This window comes from Planktothrix serta PCC 8927, assembly GCF_900010725.2.
In the GTDB taxonomy this organism is placed as follows: domain Bacteria; phylum Cyanobacteriota; class Cyanobacteriia; order Cyanobacteriales; family Microcoleaceae; genus Planktothrix; species Planktothrix serta.
In genome coordinates this window covers 623,860-641,688 of the sequence record NZ_LR734877.1, presented here as the reverse complement: position 1 = coordinate 641,688, position 17,829 = coordinate 623,860, and the positions used below count along the sequence as shown (strand labels likewise).

Sequence of the window (17,829 nt, the reverse complement as noted above, 5' to 3'; positions counted from 1 at the left end):
GAGTAAGTGTGGGCTTCTGATTTCTCAGCCCGATGCCCTTTCACCGTTCGGCTGAGGCTCACGGCTGAAGCCTTGCGGTTATCCGGTCTTACACAGACTCCATCAACAGAGACGGGGTTCCCTCCGCCTTTATTCTTAATTCTGATGCCTTCGTTCCTGATGTTAAGCGAGGCGTTAAGATCTCGGTCATGATGAGTATGACAGTTAGGGCAATCCCATTCTCTGATATTCAGAGGTAACACATCCACTATATGACCACAACTCGAACAAGTTTTGGAACTAGGGAAAAAGCGATCAATTTCTACAAGTTCACCATCTTTTTGTTTGAGTTTATAGTCAACAAAATTGATGAACATTCCCCATCCCACATCAGATATTGATTTTGATAGCTTCCGGTTCTTAACCATTCCCTTGACGTTGAGATTTTCAACGACAATAACNCTAAAGTTCGGGCTAAGAGCTAAAGTCATCTAAAGATGACTCAAAACTTCTCTTTCTTAACCCGTTTTAACGGGTTTTAGCTTTGAGCCTGAAATTGATTTCAAGGCTTTTGGCGCGATTGTTGACACGGATGGTTCTATACTATCTTTCCTGATTCACAAGATCTTGATAAACCCGCCCATCAACCGTCAACATTTAAACAATCGGATCATGAACTGTAACTAATTTTGTACCATCGGGAAATGTCGCTTCTACCTGAACTTCATGAATCATTTCAGGAATGCCTTCCATGACCTCTTCCCGCTTCAAAATAGTTTTGCCATAACTCATTAATTCAGCAACAGTTCGTCCTTCCCTAGCCCCTTCTAAAATAGCAGCAGTAATATAAGCAATGGCTTCAGGATAATTCAGTTTTAATCCCTTTTCTTTGCGTCTTTCTGCTAATAAAGCAGCCGTAAAAATTAAAAGTTTATCTTTTTCTTGGGGAGATAATTGCATAGATAATCCTGGCAGAATTTTAAAAAATTAAATTTGCCAAACACGGGGTTTGACTATCAATTGTCCGGTATAATTTTGACGGAGTAACCGCCAAACATCTGTAAACCAGTCTATCACCTCTTGGGTAGAATTTCCCCGATAGCGACAGAGTAATCCTGATATTAATTGAGTCACTCCAGCTTGACTAGAAGTTTCTCGTTGTTCCCACAATTGTCGTATATTTTTAACAATATCTTCAGAAACAGGTTGTCCGACCCAAGTTAAACTTCCGATCACAGCTTGTCCTCCTAAACTATGGGGACTATTTAATAGGTCTTCATTGGCGATAAATCCTTGTCGATCAATCCAAAGTGGACAGCCGTTTTGCCAGATTTCTGTACAGGATTTCCATTGTCCTTGATTAAAGGTTTCTCCCCTAGCTGTTCGTCCAAATCGGGTAATTTCCCATCCCAAATAACAAGCTGATTCAGCTAAATTAACTTGTATATTTTGGCTAAATATTGCGCCCTTAAAAACAATCGTTTCACGAGGAATAAACTCTAAATAGGCGTGTTCCTGAAGATCAATTTTAATATTTTGTTGGGCAATTTCTCCCGTACTCCGATAAATTTTACTAGCGGCTGGTGTAGTTAATAAAACTTGAGTTTTCGGCTGTAAGTTAATCGTTTGAGATAAGCGATCGCCCCCTACAATTCCTCCGGCGGTATGTAATATTATATTATGACAAATCTCTTTTCCTTCTGGATAAAAGGAACGCTGAATTTTTAAAGGAGCTTGACTATAAGCTTTAACTAATTGGGTAGAATTATCAATTTTTTGATAGTCTAACTCTAATATTCCCTGCCAGTTAGAGGGCTTTTGTTCTAAATCATGAAATTCCAAATTACTCATAATATTAATCTTAAACGTAGTAAGCCCTTCAGGGCTTTCTTACATAAAGTTAGCACTAACTACAACCTTGATCTATTGCCTATTGCCTTAATTTAATCGGTTATCAGTGTTAGGTTTTGGTGTTGACCGTTAGATGAGAAAGCCCTGAAGGGCTTACTACTGTTAGGAAAGCCCTGAAGGGCTTACTACTGTTAGGAAAGCCCTGAAGGGCTTACTACTGAATTAAATGGGATTGAATAAATTTAATTATAGCATCTACTCCTTGTTTTGTTTTTAAATTAGTAAATACAAAGGGTTTATTTCCTCGCATTTTTTTAGCATCTCTTTCCATAATCCCTAAGTCTGCACCCACGAAGGGAGCTAAGTCAATTTTATTAATTACTAATAAATCTGATTTGGTAATTCCTGGCCCCCCTTTTCGAGGAATTTTATCTCCGGCGGCGACATCTATCACATAAATGGTAATATCGACTAATTCCGGGCTAAAAGTTGCGGCTAAATTATCGCCTCCACTTTCAACAAATAATAGATCTAAATTCTGAAATTGGGTTTCTAATTGTTCAATAGCTGCTAAATTTAATGAGGCATCTTCTCGAATTGCTGTATGGGGACAACCTCCGGTTTCTACTCCTAAAATGCGATCGCTTTCTAAGGCTTGGGAATGAACTAAAAATTGAGCATCTTCTTGAGTATAAATATCATTAGTCACCACCGCTAATTGATAGGAAGTTCGCATTTGCTTACATAAAACATCAACTAAGGCGGTTTTCCCCGAACCTACAGGGCCAGCAATTCCAACGCGCAAACCAGACATAAAATTAAGGCAAAAATGACTCATTTAATTATAGCATAAATTTATAGTTTTAACTTCTAAATAATCGAGTATATTGGGTTTCATGAGCCATACTCGCTAAGGCTAACCCCCAATTACAACTGACTAAATCCTCGTCTTTTAATTTTAAAATAGCTGCGGTTGTAGCTTCAATTTCTGGGTGTAATTGTAATAGTAAGGTTTGACCCATTGTTTGACCCAAAGGAATCAGTTTGACCCCAGCATTAATTAAATTAGTCGCCCAACTGTAGAGATATCCGAGTAAAGCATTTTTTAGCTCCAAATTCCAATAAGCTGCACCCAGTCCAAACGCGATCGCATAATTACAAGGTTTTCCCACTTGTTCAACCCAATTTTTCAAAGGAGGTAATTCTAAATTCAGAGTTTCTGTTGTTTTAACTCCTTCTAAATGAACCAGAAGCTGGATTAAGGTATTCCCCATTTGCCAACTTTGTTGTCGCAGTTCAGCCGTTTCTTTCGCCGCCGTTGACCATTGATTCCAATAGATCAATTTGTTATATTCTTGTTGAATCACACATCGATAAGCTCGAACCATGATAGCAGATTCTAAGCGAATCGCCCCGAATTTTAAGTCTTGAATTAACCACTGTAATAAACTCTGGCTATCCGTAATAATTTGAGTTTCAACTAAAGTTTCTAATCCTTCAGAATAGCTATAAGCACCCAAAGGTAAAGCCGGACTTGAAAGTTGTAATAAATTTAAAATCATTATCAATAATTAAGGGTTATGACCGTCTGGGCTAAAGGTATTTGAAAAAGACTAATACAGCAAACCTAGACTTATCTTATGTTCCTCTTTTCCTCCCTGTTCCCTGTTCCCTGCTATCATTTTTAATGATCATGTCCATAGGCCCCCCGTTCAGGATAAAAAGGGGTAATTTCTTCTTTAATTGTTAATCCCATTTGCACCAACATTGAACATAATACAGGATCAGGTAAAAACCGTAAATAGTCTGAGGTAATTTCTAAAGGAACGTGACGATTTCCTAAATGATAAGTGGCTTTTAATAAATCGAGGGAATGGTTAGCAAAAACGGTGATAATGGGTTCGGGTTTAGCAATTACTTTCGCCCAAAAATCTTGAGTATCAGAGGTTAATAAATCTCCAGCATTTAAAACTATTCCTCTAGGTAGACGAATATAATAGGTTTCACCCTCTATTGTTTCAATATACTGGCGAGTTTTCGTGCGTTGTTCTGCGGTTAAAGCGAGGTAAACTTTAACGAATTGATTTTCATTTGCTGGACAGGATTGTGTAAAAATGATCATGTTACATTTTAAGTTGAGTTTGTCTGATAACCCGATTGAATTCTTTCTAAACCCTAGAATGAGTAAAAATTCTTAGGATTTTTCTGTGATTTCAACAGTACCAACATTTAGCTTTATATCATCAAACCTGATTTTTTTATTCAAATTGTAAAATCAAAGGTATACAGTTTGGATCATGAGTCAATCCATGAAGTTATTGCTAGTTGAGGATGATGAACGAGTCACGGAAGCTCTGGTTGAATATTTCACAGATCAACATTACTTAATTGATGTGGCACATGATGGGCAAATTGGCTTACAAATGGCAGAGACTTTTAATTATAACTTAATTTTACTCGATGTGATGTTACCCAAACTAGATGGAATTAGTATTTGCAAACATTTACGAGAAAAAGGTTATAATACTCCGATATTAATTTTAACGGCTAAAGATACCAGTACCGATAAAATTTTGGGTTTAGATGCAGGTGCGGATGATTATGTTGTTAAACCTTTTGATTTAGAGGTTCTCTCAGCAAGAATTCGGGCGTTACTCCGTCGAGGAGGACAAAGTTTACCTCCGGTTTTAGAATGGGAAAATCTTCGTCTGAATCCCAGTTCTTTGGAAGTCACTTATCGAGGTCAACTCTTATCTTTAACCCCTAAAGAATATCGGTTACTTGAACTTTTTCTCAGGAATGGTCGTCGTGTATTTAGCCGCAGTGCAATTTTAGATTTACTTTGGTCATGGGAGGAGATTCCTACCGAAGCAACGGTTAAAACCCATATTAAAAGTTTACGATCTAAACTAAAAGCTGTTGGTGCTCCTGGTGATTTAATTGAAACGGTCTATGGTTTGGGATACCGACTTAAAAAGAACCCGTAATTTTAATTTTAGGCATTTACGTTGGCATTTATTGTTATCCTATTTAACAGTAATGGCAGCTATATTATTTATTTTTGTTCTAGGTGTTTATCTATTTTTTAGCTATAGTTTTTATCAACAATTAGATGAGAAACTCAGAACCTTAGCCCAATCTGCCGCCCCTTCTTTGAGTCAAGTAGAAACGCAGGGAAATCAATATTTGAATCAAATGTCTGTTTTTCCTTGGCGTGATTTATTTAATCGTAATCAACAAAGTTTACAATGGTTTAATGCCAATCGGCAATTATTAGCTCAAAGAGGACAATTAGTTTTTCGTCTTTCTCCTCAGCCGGGAGCCTTGACAATTCGCTTATCAAACAATCCATTTCCTGTTCGTACCTACACAATTTCAGTTTTTACCACTTCATCGAATAAAAAGCAGATTTTGAAAGGATTTATTCGGGCGAGTCAATCAACAGAATCGATTAAAAAGTCTCAAAAAAAATTATTATTCTGGTTAGGTTCAGGAGGAATACTGGCGTTAGGATTTGCCGGAATTGGAGGATTATGGTTAACACAAAAAGCATTAAAACCGATTGAGCAAAGCTATAAACAACTCCAACAATTTACCGCCGATGCTTCCCATGAGTTACGCAGTCCTTTAACAGCGATTAAAACCTCTGTGGATGTGATGTTAACTCATTTAGAACGCATTCATCCTAAAGATTTGAAAAAACTCTCTACAATTAGTAATGCCACGATTGAAATGAATCATCTTGTCGATGACTTATTATTTTTAGCAAGAACAGATGTTTCTGCTTCTAAACTCTATCATGAATGGCTTCCGATTAAACTCCATGAAACTTTACAAGAGGTCATTGACTTAATTGAACCTTCAGCTAAGGTTAAAAATATTCGATTAATTTCTGAAGTTTCTCTGAATCTATTAATTTATGGTAATCGTACTCACCTTAATCGTTTATTTTCTAATTTATTAGAAAATGCCATTCAATATACCTCAGCCGGAGGTAAAATTACCATCTGTTTAAAGAAACAAAATCGCTTTGCAGTGGTGAGTATCAAAGATACAGGAATTGGCATTGCTCAGGAGCATTTACCCTTGATTTTTGATCGATTTTGGCGGGCGGATAAAGCGCGTTCTCATCGGGAAAGAGGTACGGGGTTAGGACTGTCTATTGCTCAAGCGGTGACTCTCCAACATGGGGGTAAAATTACTGTCACCTCTAAACTAGGGGTCGGGAGTTGCTTTTTTGTCCGTTTACCTCGCATTTCTTCAACGGTAACTGGGGCTAATTTTCCCAAAAACTCTGACTTAAAATCCTTGAGTTAAGCCATCTTTCCGAGATCTTCACTTTTTCCGTTTAAGTTAAGACTAAGTATCAACAATCGCTGAATAATCTTTAACAAAGTTTATGAAAATTAAATTTTGTTTACATTACCTTTGAAGTCGGGGTCAGTATCCCTGGTGGTACTGACCCCCTACTCTAAGCTTTTCTATCCAGAAAAGTTGGGAAATTGCCTTTCCTATATCCGTTATTTGTCCCCCTATACTGCTTTTAGCTATCCTATGAACACAGTTATTGAAGTCAATTGTAACTGTCAATTTCATCAAGAAATTAACGCTTTTCTAACCCAGATTGAACAAAGGATTATGACGATTAATTCTGGGTCAGAACCTTCTACTGCTTGGCAAAATCAACGGGATAGAATTACAGCAGAATTAACGAAAGTTCGAGAATTAATGGCTTTTTATTTGGCTCAATGTAAAACAACAAACCTTGAAGTTAATGATCAGTTTATTCAAGGTTATCAAGTTGGGAAGCAATGCAATCAAGTGCTGTATGATGCCTCTCAAATTCCGGTTCAAGAAGTCAAAATGGCATTAGCCTTAGATCTGAGTCAAAATAGTGTTCCGCCTTATCTACTAGGGATTCAACTGGGGTGGAGATTGGCGGTAATTGAACAAAGTTTAACTCGATTTTTACCCGATGAGAAATTAACTATTGCTTGAATTCGCTTGTAATCAGTAAGGATAACTGGATTCAAAAATTGATTTTAATCACGGTGTTATGGGTTATCTAGTTATGAGCTTGATTTTGACTTAACTCCCATGTATATCAAAGCTTTTGGGATTTTTAAGACTAATTTATTACGCAAAAATCAATCTCTTTCTCCAGATGGATAATACATTGTTCCTTCAGACAGATTAATTGAGGAAAGGATTTTAGATAAACTTTAAAGGATCAGAAGTTATCGCTTTATCTAAATCAATTTATTTTCAATTAGTTTGATCAACCTTGGGAAAAATGTATGAATAATAATCAACCTCAAAATCCTCCCTATTCTCATCGAGAGAGTAATGCTCAAAAAGAGTATACTTTTGACCCGATACGAGATGAATATATTCGTCAAACTGAAAGAAATAAAGCTAACTATGAAGCTACTTCGAGTGCTTTAATTGGCATAGGAATTGCTGTGTTATTAGCATTAGGAATCGGTTCTCTGGTTTGGCCGAGTTTATTTAAACCCAATAACCCCCAAACTCCAACTGTGGGGCCAGAAACAACCGAATCCGATTCCTCTAATAATCAACCCAGAACCCAGGAAACACAGCCAAATACCGTAATTATTGAGAGAAATCGGACTCAAGTGGTTCCAGTTCCGGTAGAAACCCCCCAACCTCCCAGTCCCCAACCGACCCCCAATGTTGATGTCACGGTTCCTCCTGCGGCTCCTCAAACCGTACCCAATGTTGATGTCACGGTTCCCCCAACCCCATCGGAAACCTTACCCAATACGGACGGAACTTTACTGGATACCAATCCTACCCCCACTTCTGACCCCTCCGTTCAACCTCCGAGAGCATCAGGCACCGATGGGTCTGGAGGAACGGAAACCACCCCCACAGCACCCGTTGACCAACCGTAAAGTCATCACTTTGCCCCAAACTCCTGATCAGTTAGTCAGTACAAATTTATCCCAAACAAGAAACTCATCTGCATTATTTAACGGTCGCCGTGATTAGATTAAATTCAACCTGTTTGTAGAGGCGTTGCTGTGGAATGTCTCTACAAAAACGGCAGATTTCCTGCTAGGTTGATCAACAATACTGAGATAATAGAAGATTGTGTGAACTACCCACACTTCTCTAANGTCTGGGATGGGGGTAACAGAACTGGCAGGGGTCGGATGGGTTGGGTCTAGGGGGGATTCTGAACGCTCTAAATCATCGGGTTTGGGTTCGGGGGGAGAGTCTGTTTCTTGATTGGCGACTTCTCGGAGTTGGCGACCAATCATAATATACAATCCCGTCGAGGCGACAAATAAAAATAAGATACTCACCACATTCAGGTAGATGCCCATCGCCGCCAAGCAGAAAAACAGCAACCAAGGAGACATTAAGGCCACTGATTGCAACCAGGACAACAAGCCGAGTTTTCCGAAAGGTCTAGCGCGATAATACCCCCAACCTAGGATGCCAAGGGCAATAAATAGAACTAGAACAGTGGTGTTATCAGATGCTGTAAACATTATTGACCTTGATTTTGAGCTTCGGGAGAGTATCTATCTTAAATGTCGTGAGAGGAATCCCTCCGAGCGCGTTAGCTTGACGGTGAGATGAATCACGGGACATTTATCAATATGAGCGGTAGCGAATCCGATTTAATTGAGTTGGCTGTTACTTAACATTAAATAAGCTGGCAACAAACAACATTAAATATTATCTTAACAGAAGATTGTCAATATGTAGCAGCAATGTTAGATGTTCTCAGAGTAAGGATATACCCAAACCAAGAACAGCAAGCAGCTTTAGCGAAAAACTTTGGCTGTTGCCGTATGGTATGGAATTACTACTTAATTTACTCAAAGTTACTCATATACATAGCTAGAAAGCTAAAATGAGGAGATTTTTAGCAAGATGTATTTATTGACTCGGCTCAGGTAGAATGAAGGTATGAAGCTAGTTGAACGTCATGTTGTCACCCAATCACATTCATTGTGGTCAGAAATTGACCATTATGCTTTTTTGTCAAAAAATCTGTTCAATCTAGCCAACTACCATTATCGTCAATATTTCTTTCTTGACCACAAGAAATTAAGTTTTAATCAACTCTATCATCTTGTTAATATTCCTCATTATAGATTAATAGAAATGTTAACTTATAAAGCCAAATTAAAGGGAATAAAAGTCATCATAACCGAAGAATCCTATACATCACAATCTAGTTGTTTAGATAGAGATGAGTTGCCTAAATATGGCGAGAAAAAACCATTATTTAAAGGAAAAAGAGTAGCTAGAGGATTGTATAGAACTGGTGATAATAAATTATTAAATGCCGATGTTAATGGTGCATTTAATATTATGAGAAAAGTAATTCCTGATGTCGTTGACCAGGGAATAAAGGGTTTGCCGTTTAACCCTGTAGTGCTTGATCCACTACGAATGACTAGCCTTTCAGACTGAATAGTTAAGTTTGAGTAGGTTTAGTTGAGCGGTGTTCTAACTCCATCGAACTTAAGGGGTTAGGGTCTTTTGAGAAGCCGTTTGAATCCTCCAGGGGAATGAAATCAGGATTAGCGGCTAAAATGGCTTTGGCTTCAGCCATATCTCTACGGGTGGCTTCTCGCAATTGTTCTCGTAGAGCAGGCATAGCGGCTAAAGCCCTTGTCCAGTCTGGAATTTGAGAAGCGGCCGGATTTTGAAAGAATTCTTCCCCGGCTTCGGCGATCACTTGTTCAAACACATCTACCGTCGCTTCTTCTTGATGACGGTCATAACGTAAATTATTGAATCGCGCATCAACGAAATATTGACGGGTAAAATCTTGAGCTTCCCGTTTGAATTTAATCCGCAGGGTGTGGATTTGTTCACGGGTGACAACGACTCGCTCGGTTTCAATTAAAGTTCGCAAAATAGACCGGAGAATATCGGCACACATTTTGCGTAATCCTTCTTGGGAAGAGTTACCAATAATTTGATGTTTATGATCAAAGTTTCCCAAATCAATTTGAGCAATTCTTTGGGGGGCAACATTGCGATACACTTCCGCTAATAAACCAATTTCTAAGCCCCAGTTGCTCGGAATTCGGGTATTGAGGGCAATATCATTCGTTAAGGCAAATTCCCCGGATAAGGGATAACGATAGGCACTGAGATATCGTAAGTAATTGTTATAGCCATATAAATCCATTAATGCCACCAGTAATGGGGTGACAAATAGACGCATCACCCGACCATGAAAGCCTCTAGGTTCTCCCCCTAAACGGGCATAATAAGCTTTATTAAAAGAAATCCCTAGTTCTTTTTCCAGGAGGGGAAATAACAGTTTCAGAGGATAGGATTTATCGTAAGTAATAATATCGGCATCATGGAGAGCGATCGCTTCTGCTTGTAAGGAGACGACACCTAAACCAATCCAAACGGCTCGACCTTTGCCTTTAAAGCTCATTAGGTCTAAGCCTTTTTCCCTCAATTTTTCTAACAGTTGAGTTACTCTAGGGCTATTTTCCCAAATCACTAGGGTAGGTTGGGGTAAAATACTAAAAAATTGAACGGCTTTTGTGTACTGTTCTAGGGTTTTGGCGTAGAGACAGACCACAACGGTATTGATGAACTGGCACTCTTTGAGACAATCCCGAATTCGAGTCAAAGCAGGGCGTTCTAGTTCTTCGTACAGAGCCGGAATCAAAACAGCAGTGGGAAACGTTTCACAAAGTTGGGTGAGTCGGGCTTCCAATAAGTCAATATCACAACCGAAGTCGTGAATGGTGGTAATTAATTCTTGTTTATAGTCCATAGGGTTACCCAACTCCCAAGGCGGTAAGCCAGTCATAGAGTCCATCCTAACACTGAACGGCAAAGACGTATACAAATTTTTACAATAATCCTCGCACTACAGCCCACGTACTTCAGTCGTGGGATGTAGTGCGACCCCCTTTAGGGGGCGTGAGGGTTTTAATGTAGTCCCTAAGAACTTCAGCCATTGATAATCCTTCTGATTCAGCATAGCTTTTGAGCCGTTCATATTCTTTCTCATTGACGTTAAACTGAATTTTCTTCTCTCTTGACATACTCTAGTTAAAACTCTACTGTCAGAGTGTAGCAGGATGTTCCTCGCTGATGTCGGATGTTCCGACGCACTTAGAAACAAGTTGCCAATTGGCCCGAAAGAAGGCAACCACTGTAACAACCCTAGTTAGCTACAGAGGACTACGCACTCATCCCATCAGATTTCAGGGGATTGAATCTTTAAAACGGAATCGATTTGTGTAATACTAAAATTAGTTTTAATCCTAAATTCGGGTAAAAACTTGAAGCTAAGTTGCAGGAAAAAAATTGTCAGTCTAGGTTGCCCAAATTAGCAATCGCCACTATAAATGGAACAGGCACTAAAGCAACAAGGGAAGGGATGAAATCCAAAAGCGGGACTAGAAACGACATCAAAAAATCAGTACCTATCATGAGGCAAAATAAGTGAAATTAGTGCGGCCGTTAATTATTTTGGACAACCTGATCGAGGACTTTTTATAGCCGTAGTAGAAAGTCGTGATTTTAACGGTTTTATTCCAGTAGGGTTGAACTAAAGATTATCTTCTCATCACCGAGATCGTAACTTTTTTTTGAAACAGGCTTGATGTTCAATCTCTTATTCTTCAGGATAAGAATATACAATAAACCCAGTGAACCACCAGAAACCTCAAAATTATATTATGCAACAGGAAGACGCACTTATTCTGAATCATGATTTGATGAAGATAGAGCAAGAGTTCATTCATAATCCGGGTAGGATACAACCTCATGGTCTTTTGTTGGTGTTACAAGAACCAGATTTAAAAATTTTGCAAGTTAGCCAAAATGCGCTAAAACTCTTTGGTGTATCCTTTTCGACTTTTCTGAATCGACCCTTAAGCCATTTTTTAAACAAACTGCAATTTTTTCAAATTCAAGACTGTTTAATCAATAATAACTTCCAATCTTATAATCCGATTCACCTCGTTTTTCATATTAAAAATAAAAAGATTATTTGTGAAGGTATTTTGCACCGAAATCAGGATATTGTAGTTTTGGAACTAGAGCTAACTCAAGACCAAAATGTTACATTTGTCAATTTTTATCATTTAGTCAGAGTCTCGGTTTGTAAAATTCAAAGTGCCACAAATTTTCAAAGTCTAACTCAATTTTTAGCCGAGGAAATCCGAAAAATTAGTGGTTTTGATCGGGTTATGGTGTATCAATTCGATCAAGCAAATAATGGGATTGTGATTGCCGAAGATAAACGCCAAGATTTAGAAAGCTTGTTAGGACTCCATTACCCCCATACTGACATTCCTAGATTTTACAGAGAACTTTATAAGCAAAATTGGTTACGATTATTAGTAGATATTGATCATGAACCCGTTGATATTATTCCTGCAATTAATCCGGTGACACAAAAACCCCTAGATTTAAGTTTTTCGGTTCTACGTTCAGTCTCTCCTTGTCATTTAGAATATCTCAGAAATATGGGAGTACAAGCGACTCTGTGTATTTCTTTGATTAAAAAAGATCGGCTGTGGGGTTTAATTGCTTGTCACCATTATTCTCCCCGTTACTTGTCCTACGGTATCCGAAAAGCCTGTGAATTTCTGGGACAAGTGATGGCTGTAGAATTACCCTATAAAGAAGTCAGTGAAGATTACCTTTATTACCATGAAATTCTCAAATTAGTTCGGAAAAATTTACTCAACGCACCCGCACTAGAAACCTCTTTTATTCAAAGTTTAGTTCAAGACAAAACCAATTTGTTGAATCTTGTTAAAGCTCAAGGTGCTGTAATTCGATTTGGGGAAGATTTGATGTTAATTGGTCAAACCCCATCTTTAACAGAAGTTCAACAACTGATTACCTGGTTATCTCAATATTGCCATCAAGAGGTATTCTATACAGATTGTTTACCAGCACTTTATCCTAAAGCTGCATCTTATAAGGACTTAATTAGTGGAATTCTGGCTATTTCTCTATCTCCGAATCAAAGCGAATATCATTTAATTTGGTTTAGACCGGAAGTGATTCAAATGGTGAATTGGGCAGGAAATCCCCAACATTCCCTGGAAATTGAAAATCCAGGCGTGCTGCGATTAACCCCTCGACAATCTTTTGAACTTTGGAAAGAAACCGTTAAATTAAAATCCTTACCTTGGAAATCTGTTGAAATTGAAACCGCCCAAGAATTAAGAAACTCCTTGATGTTAGCCGCCTTAGAATCGAGTGAATATCAGTTAAGACAAAGTAAAGAATTAGCGCAAGTTACCTTACAATCTATTGGCGATGCGGTAATTACCACCAATAATCAAGGAGAAATTGAATCCCTCAATCCCGTTGCCGAAGAATTAACAGGTTGGTCAGTAATCCAAGCGAAAAATTTACCTTTACATGATGTCTTTAAAATTTTTGATGGCATCACCCATGAATTCATCGAAAATCCCGTTAAAACAGTATTAAAAGAAGGGTGTATTTTTGATTTTTCAGATAATGTCATTTTAAGGTCAAAAGATGGTAAAGAACGAGCCATTGATAATTCTGCCGCCCCGATTCGTAACCGAGATGGTGCAATTATTGGAGCCGTTTTAGTGTTTCGGGATGTCACCCAAGAACGAGAACTTTCCCAGCGATTATCTTGGCAAGCCTGCCATGATGCTTTAACCGGATTAATTAATCGTAGTGAATTTGAAAAGCGAGTTAAAACAACCTTGCAACTAATGCAAGAATCTCCCAATCATCACGCCATTTGTTATTTAGATTTAGATCAATTCAAAATTGTTAATGATACCTGTGGACATCTAGCGGGAGATGAACTGCTCCGGCAATTGAGTTGTTTGTTACAAACTCAAGTCAGCGAACGAGATACCCTGGCTCGTTTAGGCGGGGATGAATTTGGCTTGTTGTTGAATTACTATTCTTTCGATGAAGCCCAAAAGAAAGCTTTAGATTTGTGTAATTTAATCCGAAGTTTTCGCTTTATTTGGCAAGAAAAAGTATTTTCTATCGGAGTGAGTATTGGATTAGTCATTATTGATGAGAAAACCTCTGATTTAGCCACGATTTTGAGTGCGGCGGATGCGGCTTGTTATGCGGCAAAAAATCAAGGTCGTAACCGGGTTCACCTCTATCAAGCCGATGACCAAGACTTAATTCAACAACGCCGGGAAATTCGCTGGGCGGCTCAAATTCCTCAAGCCTTAGAAGAAGATCGTTTCTGTTTATATCACCAACCGATTGTTGAGGTGAATACCACTTCAAAACAGCATAAACATGGTGAAATTTTACTCCGTTTACGAGACACATCCGGTCAACTGGTTTCACCGATGGCATTTATTCCCGCCGCCGAACGATATGATTTAATGAAAAGCATTGACCGTTGGGTAATTCGTACTGTTTTTAGCCATTTAGAAAAACATCATCAGAGTTTGAATTTAACTACAAATGCCGGGGAAACTGAAGAATTTTATGCAATTAATTTATCGGGTGCAAGTTTGAATGATAATGAATTTATTAAGTTTCTCTATGAACAGTTTAAAGTTTATCAAGTTTCCCCCAAAATGATTTGTTTTGAAATTACAGAAACCTTAGCCATTGCTAACCTCAAAAAAGCGGTTCAACTGATTCAATCTCTCAAATTATTAGGCTGTTCCTTTGCCTTGGATGATTTTGGTAGTGGAATGTCTTCTTTTTCCTATTTAAAAACCCTACCCATTGATTACTTAAAAATTGATGGGGGTTTTGTTCGAGAAATTTTAACTGACCCCGTTGCTCGTGAAATTGTTGAAGCAATACATCGTATTGGTCATGTAATGAAAATTAAAACTATTGCAGAATTTGTAGAAAATGATGCTATTTTAACAGAACTTAAAAAAATTGGGATTGACTATGCTCAAGGGTATGGAATTGGGAAACCTCAGCCCTTTATTCTTCCTGTAATTAAAACTGGACGCGAGACAGACTGGAATAGACATTAAACCGTATTCCTAACTCAGAAACTGGGTTGGTTTTGATTTATAACAGTCAGTAAATCCGGTAATTAACATAGATTGATAATTAATTTTATCCTAAAAAGGGTGAGTAAACCCACCCCTGTAATGGATTTCAAAGGTCTCGTGAAGCCTGATTCACTTTTTCTTTAATATTTTCAACAGAATGCTGAAATTTTGCTTCAGCTTGTTTGGCTTTTCCTTCGGCTTTATCTTGAGGATCACCTGTAATTTCACCGATGGCTTCCTGTGTCTTTCCTTCAATATTTTTAGCCGTTGCTTCTAATCTTTCCTTCATACTCATTTTGACCTTCCTTGTTTTTAAACAAAGTTGAATTTTTATAGTTATAATTATAAAGAATTTAAAAACCTTTACCTTCTATCCTAAGATAGAAAACAGGGAACAAAACAATAAAAATAATCAGTTGTATTCAATGGGGTTAACTATCTTGGTGCTTTACTCCAACCCTTTGCGATCGCTTCTGACTCTGTACAAAACCACCTTTCTCCTTTTCCTCGATCAATAACTGTTGATTTATAATCTTTCATCCCTGGAATATAATATAATTTATTGCCTGTCTTCAGGGAAATATTTCCTTTAATTTTACATCCGGGTTTGATAATAGATTGAATGACAGGAGGAAATTCACTCGGACTACATTCTATAATAAAAAGTAAGATTATAGCGACAATCACATACTTGATAATATTTATTAATATACTCTCTTTGATGCGTTTATTTTCGTTTAATTCATACAGATATTGATCATCTTGAATAAAAGCTTTATCAGTAGAANATCTACCAACTTTCTTGATAATTTATGCAAGAAATCTTGGCGGGAATTGGCGATTTTCTCATGAACCTTAGCTACAATCTTTCTAAACCTCTCTCTCGATTTACTTCCTTTGGTTTTTCGAGAGAGTTTTTTCTGTTTTCGGGCTAGATTTTTTTGGTGACGATATAAATGTTTGGGGTTAATATATTTAGTTGCGATATCTCCGTCATGAACAATTGCAAAATCTTTCAACCCCAGATCAATACCGATAATTTTATCTCCCGACTGTTTAATATCAGTTCCTTCCACTTCACACAGAATTGAAGCAAAGTATTTATCAGTTGGAGTTTTTGAGATTGTTACGGTTTTAATCTTTCCCGTAACTTCTCGGTGAAATACCGCTTTGATTTCACCAATTTTAGGGATTTTTAGGTGTTCACCGTTAACAGTAACACTCTGGGGATATTGGATTGATTGCTTATGATGTTTAAATTTGAATCTAGGAAACTTAGCTCGTCCCTCAAAAAAGTTTTTATAAGCTTTATCCAAATTGATTGCTACACACTGCAAAACTGATGAGTAACAATCTTCCTTAAGCCAAGGATATTCTTTCTTGAGTTGAGGGAGCATTCCCTTATAGGTTGCTAGTTTTAAGCTTTTTCCTGTTTCTTGATAGTGCTGAATACAGGCATTTAAGGCAAAATTCCAATACCATCTTGCACAACCATAAGACTTGGCTAATGCCAATTCCTGTTCGGGTGTTGGGTATAGTCTAACCTTTACTGCCTTAAGCACTTTAAATCACCCCCTTTTTTGATTATAATCAATTATTGAACATTTTAGTTCCTGACCGCAATTCATCCCACGCTGCCCTAACGGGTCAGACGTGGGGCACGAGTGCGGATGAAGCTAAAAGCAATCAGATATTAATGAGTTCAGTAATGGTTAATTCAGATTTGTCTTTGATTCGGGTGGGAATTTTGGGGTTTGGCGGGTTAGGACAAGCCGCAACACGGGTTTTAGCGCCAAAACAGCAAATGCAGTGGGTCGCTGTGGCGGATCAAAAAGGTTATGCTTATGATGCTGAGGGATTGAATCCTAATCGCTGTATTGATATTTATCAATCTCAAGGGTCTGTGGGATATTTAGAACCTTATGGGGTTCTCAGCAATAACAGTATTGAAGATTTAGTAAAAACAGCCCCAGACGTTGAGGGATATTTTCTAGCTTTGCCGAATTTACCGAATGATTTTATGGCAAGTGTGGCTAAAACTTTTATTCGTTTAGGATGGCGAGGGGTATTAGTTGATGCGATTAAACGGACGAGTGCCGTTGAATTATTATTAGAACTCAAAGATGAGTTAAAATCGGCGGGAATTACTTACATGACCGGATGCGGTGCAACACCGGGGTTATTAACCGCCGCCGCCGCTTTAGCCGCCCAAAGTTATACCGAAATTCACAGCGTTAAAATTACTTTTGGAGTGGGTATTGCCAACTGGGAAGCCTATCGCGCTACCATTCGAGAAGATATTGGTCATTTACCTGGATATACCATCGAGCAAGCGAGAGCGATGACGGATGCTGAAGTGGAAGCTTTGTTAGCAGAAACGGGCGGGTTACTGACGTTAGAAAATATGGAACACGCCGATGATATTATGTTAGAATTGGCGGGAATTTGTTCCCGCGATCGCGTTACTGTTGGCGGAATTGTTGATACTCGTAACCCGAAAAAACCCTTAAGCACAAACGTTAAAATTACAGGCCGAACTTTTGAAGGCAAAATTTCAACCCATACCTTTACTTTAGGGGATGAAACCAGTATGGCAGCTAACGTTTGTGGGCCAGCTTTCGGCTATTTAAAAGCAGGAATTCAACTGCATCGTCGAGGAATTCACGGTTTATTTACTGCTGCTGAAATCATGCCTCAATTTGTTAAGTAACCTCCGATTTCACCCTAAATTATCTAAATATAGGAGGGAACAGGGAACAGGGAACAGGGAACAGGGAACAGGGAATGAGTAGTAGAGACGCGCCTTACATTGGTGTGAACTTAACTCACGTTAGCCCTGAACGCTCATTTCGGGCTAAGAGCGATCGGCATCTAAAGATGACTCAAAACTTCTCTTTCTTAACCCGTTTTAACGGGTTTGAGCTTTGAGCCCGAAATTTATTTCCGGGCTTTTGGCGTTAAGTTGACACCAATGCGCGCCATGGCGCGTCTCTGT

The 17,829-nt window shown here is 38.4% G+C and carries 19 protein-coding genes; 8 read left to right on the top strand and 11 right to left on the bottom strand.

Annotated features, from left to right (window positions below; genetic code table 11):
• The 6 genes from PL8927_RS29025 to ureE all read right to left on the bottom strand — a co-directional run.
• Positions 1–407, bottom strand: a 407-nt coding sequence (locus PL8927_RS29025; RefSeq protein ID WP_456319744.1) for an RNA-guided endonuclease TnpB family protein, incomplete at its 3' end; no start/stop codon positions are given.
• 229 nt (positions 408–636) lie between these two features.
• Positions 637–939, bottom strand: coding sequence for an urease subunit gamma (gene ureA / locus PL8927_RS19515; RefSeq protein WP_083624877.1), 303 nt, complete (start codon positions 937–939; stop codon positions 637–639).
• A 27-nt stretch (positions 940–966) separates the two neighbouring features.
• Positions 967–1,830: an urease accessory protein UreD gene (locus PL8927_RS19510; RefSeq protein WP_083624876.1), complete on the bottom strand. Its 864-nt coding sequence runs from the start codon at positions 1,828–1,830 to the stop codon at positions 967–969.
• 214 nt (positions 1,831–2,044) lie between these two features.
• The gene (gene ureG / locus PL8927_RS19505; protein WP_083624875.1) at positions 2,045–2,644 is read right to left on the bottom strand and encodes an urease accessory protein UreG; all 600 of its coding nucleotides are present in this window, start codon (positions 2,642–2,644) and stop codon (positions 2,045–2,047) included.
• A 49-nt stretch (positions 2,645–2,693) separates the two neighbouring features.
• A complete protein-coding gene (locus PL8927_RS19500) occupies positions 2,694–3,392 on the bottom strand; it encodes an urease accessory protein UreF (RefSeq protein ID WP_083624874.1) in 699 nt (232 codons plus the stop codon).
• A gap of 122 nt (positions 3,393–3,514) precedes the next feature.
• Entirely contained in the window at positions 3,515–3,952 is a 438-nt protein-coding gene (gene ureE / locus PL8927_RS19495; RefSeq protein WP_083624873.1) for an urease accessory protein UreE, read from the bottom strand.
• A 187-nt stretch (positions 3,953–4,139) separates the two neighbouring features.
• On the opposite strand from ureE, the gene PL8927_RS19490 reads away from it, so the two are divergent.
• The 6 genes from PL8927_RS19490 (at position 4,140) to PL8927_RS19460 (ending at position 9,282) form a co-directional block, all read left to right on the top strand.
• Positions 4,140–4,817 (top strand): response regulator transcription factor, encoded by a 678-nt coding sequence (locus tag PL8927_RS19490; protein ID WP_083624872.1) that lies wholly within the window; start codon positions 4,140–4,142, stop codon positions 4,815–4,817.
• A complete protein-coding gene (locus tag PL8927_RS19485; protein ID WP_156093251.1) occupies positions 4,783–6,147 on the top strand; it encodes a sensor histidine kinase in 1,365 nt (454 codons plus the stop codon). Before PL8927_RS19490 ends, PL8927_RS19485 begins: the two co-directional genes overlap by 35 nt.
• A gap of 237 nt (positions 6,148–6,384) precedes the next feature.
• Positions 6,385–6,828 carry a hypothetical protein gene (locus PL8927_RS19480; RefSeq protein WP_156093250.1) on the top strand — a complete coding sequence of 148 codons (444 nt, stop codon included), beginning with the start codon at positions 6,385–6,387 and terminating at the stop codon, positions 6,826–6,828.
• Positions 6,829–7,127: 299 nt separating this feature from the next.
• Positions 7,128–7,745: a hypothetical protein gene (locus PL8927_RS19475; RefSeq protein ID WP_083624870.1), complete on the top strand. Its 618-nt coding sequence runs from the start codon at positions 7,128–7,130 to the stop codon at positions 7,743–7,745.
• 828 nt (positions 7,746–8,573) lie between these two features.
• The gene (locus PL8927_RS19465) at positions 8,574–8,720 is read left to right on the top strand and encodes a helix-turn-helix domain-containing protein (RefSeq protein ID WP_231506069.1); all 147 of its coding nucleotides are present in this window, start codon (positions 8,574–8,576) and stop codon (positions 8,718–8,720) included.
• Between the two features lie 52 nt (positions 8,721–8,772).
• Positions 8,773–9,282, top strand: coding sequence for a zinc ribbon domain-containing protein (locus PL8927_RS19460; RefSeq protein ID WP_083624868.1), 510 nt, complete (start codon positions 8,773–8,775; stop codon positions 9,280–9,282).
• Between the two features lie 4 nt (positions 9,283–9,286).
• On the opposite strand, the gene PL8927_RS19455 is transcribed toward PL8927_RS19460, so the two are convergent.
• Positions 9,287–10,651 (bottom strand): glycosyltransferase family protein, encoded by a 1,365-nt coding sequence (locus tag PL8927_RS19455; RefSeq protein ID WP_231506068.1) that lies wholly within the window; start codon positions 10,649–10,651, stop codon positions 9,287–9,289.
• 76 nt (positions 10,652–10,727) lie between these two features.
• The gene (locus PL8927_RS29165; RefSeq protein ID WP_155806305.1) at positions 10,728–10,889 is read right to left on the bottom strand and encodes a ribbon-helix-helix protein, CopG family; all 162 of its coding nucleotides are present in this window, start codon (positions 10,887–10,889) and stop codon (positions 10,728–10,730) included.
• Positions 10,890–11,528: 639 nt separating this feature from the next.
• Between PL8927_RS29165 and PL8927_RS19450 the strand changes: the two genes are divergently transcribed.
• Positions 11,529–14,813, top strand: a complete 3,285-nt coding sequence (locus PL8927_RS19450; protein ID WP_156093249.1) for an EAL domain-containing protein — start codon at positions 11,529–11,531, stop codon at positions 14,811–14,813.
• Between the two features lie 127 nt (positions 14,814–14,940).
• On the opposite strand, the gene PL8927_RS19445 is transcribed toward PL8927_RS19450, so the two are convergent.
• The 3 genes from PL8927_RS19445 to PL8927_RS19435 form a co-directional block, all read right to left on the bottom strand.
• Positions 14,941–15,129: a CsbD family protein gene (locus PL8927_RS19445; RefSeq protein WP_083624866.1), complete on the bottom strand. Its 189-nt coding sequence runs from the start codon at positions 15,127–15,129 to the stop codon at positions 14,941–14,943.
• Between the two features lie 140 nt (positions 15,130–15,269).
• Positions 15,270–15,521, bottom strand: a complete 252-nt coding sequence (locus PL8927_RS19440; protein WP_197047477.1) for a sunset domain-containing protein — start codon at positions 15,519–15,521, stop codon at positions 15,270–15,272.
• Between the two features lie 50 nt (positions 15,522–15,571).
• Positions 15,572–16,396 carry an RNA-guided endonuclease InsQ/TnpB family protein gene (locus PL8927_RS19435; RefSeq protein WP_231506067.1) on the bottom strand — a complete coding sequence of 275 codons (825 nt, stop codon included), beginning with the start codon at positions 16,394–16,396 and terminating at the stop codon, positions 15,572–15,574.
• A gap of 146 nt (positions 16,397–16,542) precedes the next feature.
• Here PL8927_RS19435 and bioU point away from each other — a divergent pair, with 146 nt between their 5' ends.
• Positions 16,543–17,544: a (S)-8-amino-7-oxononanoate synthase BioU gene (bioU, locus tag PL8927_RS19430; RefSeq protein WP_083624864.1), complete on the top strand. Its 1,002-nt coding sequence runs from the start codon at positions 16,543–16,545 to the stop codon at positions 17,542–17,544.
• The last annotated feature ends 285 nt before the right edge of the window (positions 17,545–17,829 follow it).

Bases quoted from the DNA above. Each gene is read 5' to 3' on its own strand.
- ureA (WP_083624877.1), bottom strand. From the start codon at position 939: ATGCAATTATCTCCCCAAGAAAAAGATAAACTTTTAATTTTTACGGCT.
- PL8927_RS19510 (WP_083624876.1), bottom strand. From the start codon at position 1,830: ATGAGTAATTTGGAATTTCATGATTTAGAACAAAAGCCCTCTAACTGG.
- ureG (WP_083624875.1), bottom strand. From the start codon at position 2,644: ATGTCTGGTTTGCGCGTTGGAATTGCTGGCCCTGTAGGTTCGGGGAAA.
- PL8927_RS19500 (WP_083624874.1), bottom strand. From the start codon at position 3,392: ATGATTTTAAATTTATTACAACTTTCAAGTCCGGCTTTACCTTTGGGT.
- ureE (WP_083624873.1), bottom strand. From the start codon at position 3,952: ATGATCATTTTTACACAATCCTGTCCAGCAAATGAAAATCAATTCGTT.
- PL8927_RS19490 (WP_083624872.1), top strand. From the start codon at position 4,140: ATGAAGTTATTGCTAGTTGAGGATGATGAACGAGTCACGGAAGCTCTG.
- PL8927_RS19485 (WP_156093251.1), top strand. From the start codon at position 4,783: ATGGTTTGGGATACCGACTTAAAAAGAACCCGTAATTTTAATTTTAGG.
- PL8927_RS19480 (WP_156093250.1), top strand. From the start codon at position 6,385: ATGAACACAGTTATTGAAGTCAATTGTAACTGTCAATTTCATCAAGAA.
- PL8927_RS19475 (WP_083624870.1), top strand. From the start codon at position 7,128: ATGAATAATAATCAACCTCAAAATCCTCCCTATTCTCATCGAGAGAGT.
- PL8927_RS19465 (WP_231506069.1), top strand. From the start codon at position 8,574: ATGTTAGATGTTCTCAGAGTAAGGATATACCCAAACCAAGAACAGCAA.
- PL8927_RS19460 (WP_083624868.1), top strand. From the start codon at position 8,773: ATGAAGCTAGTTGAACGTCATGTTGTCACCCAATCACATTCATTGTGG.
- PL8927_RS19455 (WP_231506068.1), bottom strand. From the start codon at position 10,651: ATGACTGGCTTACCGCCTTGGGAGTTGGGTAACCCTATGGACTATAAA.
- PL8927_RS29165 (WP_155806305.1), bottom strand. From the start codon at position 10,889: ATGTCAAGAGAGAAGAAAATTCAGTTTAACGTCAATGAGAAAGAATAT.
- PL8927_RS19450 (WP_156093249.1), top strand. From the start codon at position 11,529: ATGCAACAGGAAGACGCACTTATTCTGAATCATGATTTGATGAAGATA.
- PL8927_RS19445 (WP_083624866.1), bottom strand. From the start codon at position 15,129: ATGAGTATGAAGGAAAGATTAGAAGCAACGGCTAAAAATATTGAAGGA.
- bioU (WP_083624864.1), top strand. From the start codon at position 16,543: ATGGTTAATTCAGATTTGTCTTTGATTCGGGTGGGAATTTTGGGGTTT.